The sequence below is a fragment of the Chryseobacterium piscicola genome (genome assembly GCF_900156685.1).
Classification (GTDB): Bacteria; Bacteroidota; Bacteroidia; order Flavobacteriales; family Weeksellaceae; genus Chryseobacterium; species Chryseobacterium piscicola.
Window position 1 is genome coordinate 1 of the sequence record NZ_FTOJ01000024.1, and the last position, 3,576, is coordinate 3,576.

The following is a 3,576-nucleotide window of genomic DNA, read 5'->3' on the forward strand; positions in this document are numbered from 1 at the left end:
TCAACGAATGAATGGATTTGTGAAGCATCTGAATGGGTTGATGTTTCTGAATTATGCGATAGCGAAGAAGAAGCTCATTTTTGGTGGGCAACAAATTTCACGGATTTAATTTTTAGTTGTGAAAAGGTTTCTTTTCAACCAAATAATGAAATTTTCAAAACAATAAATGCAGATTAATTCTCGCGCGTATTTATAATACAATAGGGGGTAAGTGCTAAGTATTTAATAAACAGATAGTTAAGTTAAGCACTTTTGACACTGTTATCAAAACTTTTGACAAATTTGACAAAAATTTTGACAAAATTGTCATTTTGAAAGAAAATTAGTGTACTTTTGGAATGACAAATTTATCAATATGAAAAAAAACAAAGAAGGAAATTTTACATCGCAATCGACAACTAGAATTTCTGCTACTGAAACAAGTCGAAAAGTTGAATTTGAAATTCCAAATAATGAAATTGAAAATGTAACTGCAGGTATTTTTAAAGTAAACCATTTGAAAGGTTTATACCAAGATTATTGCATTTTGAATCAAGAATTTTTGAAATATGTTATTTCTTTAAATTTTACAGCTCGTGAGTATAAAATTTTCCTATTTATTTTAGCGAAAATGGATAATGGAAATAAAGTTTTATTGGCAAATCACTTTATTAGTGACCAATTAGGATTAGATGAAACTACTATTTCTAGGGTAATCAATAAATTTGTAAGAGAAAAAATCATCCTTAAAAAAAGATATGGAACCAGCAAATATGAGGTGCTTTTGAATTATGATGTTTTGAACCCTCAAATGGTTTTCAAAGGTAAATCTTCAAAAGATAATTTGGAAATGCACAAGGCTATAATTGCAAAAGAAGGTCCTTATGTTAGACAGTCAAATATTTTCGGAGGTGTTGATTTGGTTAATCGAGACGGTGTGATCTTCGACACTTACAATTTAGTAGAAACTCAACAAATCGAATGAAAAGCTTTCATTCCTTCATAATAGCGGTTATATAAATCCGGTTAATGCTCTTTTTATTTTTTCTTTCAGCATTTAAAAAAAGTTTTTGAAAAAAACATAGAAATAAATAACTTTCAATTAATTACTAACTTTGCAAAAATTAAATAAAGATGTACGCAATAACTTTTGATATAGATACTAACTGCTTGAGTGAACATTATCATGGTAATAATGTTCCAAATGCTTACGGAGATATTCGTAAATTTATGGAAGCAAATGACTTTGATTGGATGCAAGGAAGTGTTTATTTTGGGAATGAAAAAATAGATGCTGTTAGATGTGTTTTAACCATTCAAAAATTAGCAAATTTATATCCTTGGTTTTCTACTTGTGTCCGTGATGTAAGAATGTTGAGAATTGAAGAAAACAACGATTTAAAACCAGCAATAGGAATTTAAAAAATTCCTTTTTTTTGTACATTCTTAAACTAAGTGTAGCTCACTACGTTTTTTTTCTTTCCGCTTTGCTACAATAAAAAAAACAGTGAGCTCTCCGAGGGTAAATTTAATGCTGAAAGAAAAAATAAAAATAACTTAAATTCATTTGAAATATGGCAGGTCAAGCAGTCTTACATTATCAAAAAAACGGTAAAGTTTCGGGAGGTTCTTTAGGTCCCCACATTGACAGAACTGAAGGAATGGAGTATTCATACCGGCATGCTGATTTGAGCAAAAAATATGATAATATTTTTATCCAGGTTAATGAACTTTGTCGCTCACCTTACAACGATGCTATTGCCAAAAGAATAGAACAGGGATACAAGCATAAAAATAAAGCTGGAGAACTGAAAGCTATTCGTAAAGATGCTGTTCATTCTATCAATGTAATGCTTTCTGGAAGTTCTGAAGAAATGAACGAATTGGCAAAAGACAAGTTGAAGCTTCAAAAATGGATTGATAAAAATTTAGAATTCTGCATTCGAGAATACGGTCGTGAAAATATAACTCGCTTCGCTGTTCATTTGGACGAGAAAACACCGCACATTCATTGTGTTTTTGTTCCAATTACTCCAGATGGTCGGTTAAACGCAGGGAATTGGATGAAGACGGGAAAACAATTAGAAGAAGTCCAAACTTGTTATGCGGAATCAATGAAAGAATTCGGTCTTGAAAGAGGTGTTAAATCTGACAGAGAACATCAGACAACAGCGGATTACAGAAGACAGCAATCTTATAAATTGAACGATAATAAGGAAATTCTAAACGATTTAGAAAATCTTAAACAGACGGATGTATTTAATTTTAAATCGAAAAAAGAAGCCTTATTGGCTAAAATAGAGGCTTTAATTTTAAATACAGACGAATCTACCAAAAAAACGATAGAGGGTCTTAAATCGCAAATTTTGACCCTTGAAAAGGCTCTTAGTTCAACTCTTAGAACTCAAACTAATTTACCAAAATCAACTTTCATCACTCCAGAACAAATAGATCATCTCTGTAAATCAGTTTCGGTAAAAGATTATTTTTTCAATTTGATGGAAAGAGGAAAAATAGATTTTGAGAAAAAAGCTGCAGGAGAATTTTATTTTAAAACTGCAACTCAAAAAATAGCAGCAAACGACAAAGGGTTTTATGATTTTAAAGCCAATCAGGGAGGCCAAATTATTAAGGCTGTAATGCAATTTGAAGGAATGAAATGGAAGGATGCACTTGATTTTTTGCAAAATTTTTCGGGTACAAATTACGAACACATTTCAAAAAAAATATCTGAAGAAAAAGGAGATTTAGAGAAAAACAAATATAATCTCACTGCTATTCTTAGACCAAATAACCCTAAACTTTTAGACTATTATTTTAATCGAGGAATCGATGTTGAAACATTGAAAAAGTACACTACACAACTACATTATCAAGTTGGGAACAACCATTATTTTGGCATTTCTCTGAAAAATAAAACAAATGGTTGGGATGTTAGAAGTACGGAAGGAAAAATTAAACTTGGTGCTTCAGATATTTCTGAAGCAGGAAATCCAAATTCTGATAAAATCATTGTTTTTGAAGGTTTAACAGATATGCTTTCATTCATTCAGAAGGGTAGGGATGAGGGATTAAAAGAAGAACCGAATAGATTAATCTGCCTCAATGGAGCAGGAAATGCAGGAAAATTCGTTGAACATTTTCAAGATTTTAAAGGCAGAATAATTCTTTGTTTAGATGGCGATACAGAGGGAAATAAAGCTACTGCAAAGATTCAAGAGTATTTTCCTCAAGCGGAAGACTGGAGAGAATATTATGGGATTTTTGAAGGTCGCGGAGGGGCGCACGATTTTAACGAAGTTTTGATGAAAGAAAAAGGCTTAATTCAAGAACAAAATAGAGGTCAAAATAAGGGTTATAGGATGTAAAAAAAACAATTTTAAACGAAAATATTATGAACAAAAATAAAATTGGCGATTTTAATGAATCGTTATTTAATATAAAAATTATTCTAAAAAATAAAATTATTTTAGGCTTTTGTGAGGTTAGAGATGTTGAAATATCAACGAATGAATGGATTTGTGAAGCATCTGAATGGGTTGATGTTTCTGAATTATGCGATAGCGAAGAAGAAGCTCATTTTTGGTGGGCAACAAA

At 31.0% G+C, this 3,576-nt stretch carries 4 protein-coding genes; all 4 read left to right on the plus strand.

Translation table 11 applies throughout. The features are described 5' to 3' along the window. Positions 1–355 precede the first annotated feature (355 nt). On the plus strand, positions 356–964 hold the full coding sequence (locus tag BW939_RS15625) for a cyclic nucleotide-binding domain-containing protein (RefSeq protein ID WP_076452932.1): 609 nt from the start codon (positions 356–358) through the stop codon (positions 962–964). 149 nt (positions 965–1,113) lie between these two features. Further along, on the plus strand, positions 1,114–1,401 hold the full coding sequence (locus BW939_RS15630) for a virulence factor (RefSeq protein ID WP_076452933.1): 288 nt from the start codon (positions 1,114–1,116) through the stop codon (positions 1,399–1,401). A 152-nt stretch (positions 1,402–1,553) separates the two neighbouring features. Beyond that, the gene (gene mobV / locus BW939_RS15635) at positions 1,554–3,347 is read left to right on the plus strand and encodes a MobV family relaxase (protein ID WP_076452934.1); all 1,794 of its coding nucleotides are present in this window, start codon (positions 1,554–1,556) and stop codon (positions 3,345–3,347) included. Positions 3,348–3,373: 26 nt separating this feature from the next. Beyond that, positions 3,374–3,576 (plus strand): hypothetical protein (locus BW939_RS15640; protein ID WP_143754012.1); only part of this gene is annotated, 203 nt, incomplete at its 3' end.

What these genes read in the sequence shown, in the direction of transcription:
- BW939_RS15625 (WP_076452932.1), top strand. Translation starts at nt 356, where the DNA reads ATGAAAAAAAACAAAGAAGGAAATTTTACATCGCAATCGACAACTAGA.
- mobV (WP_076452934.1), top strand. Translation starts at nt 1,554, where the DNA reads ATGGCAGGTCAAGCAGTCTTACATTATCAAAAAAACGGTAAAGTTTCG.
- BW939_RS15630 (WP_076452933.1), top strand. Translation starts at nt 1,114, where the DNA reads ATGTACGCAATAACTTTTGATATAGATACTAACTGCTTGAGTGAACAT.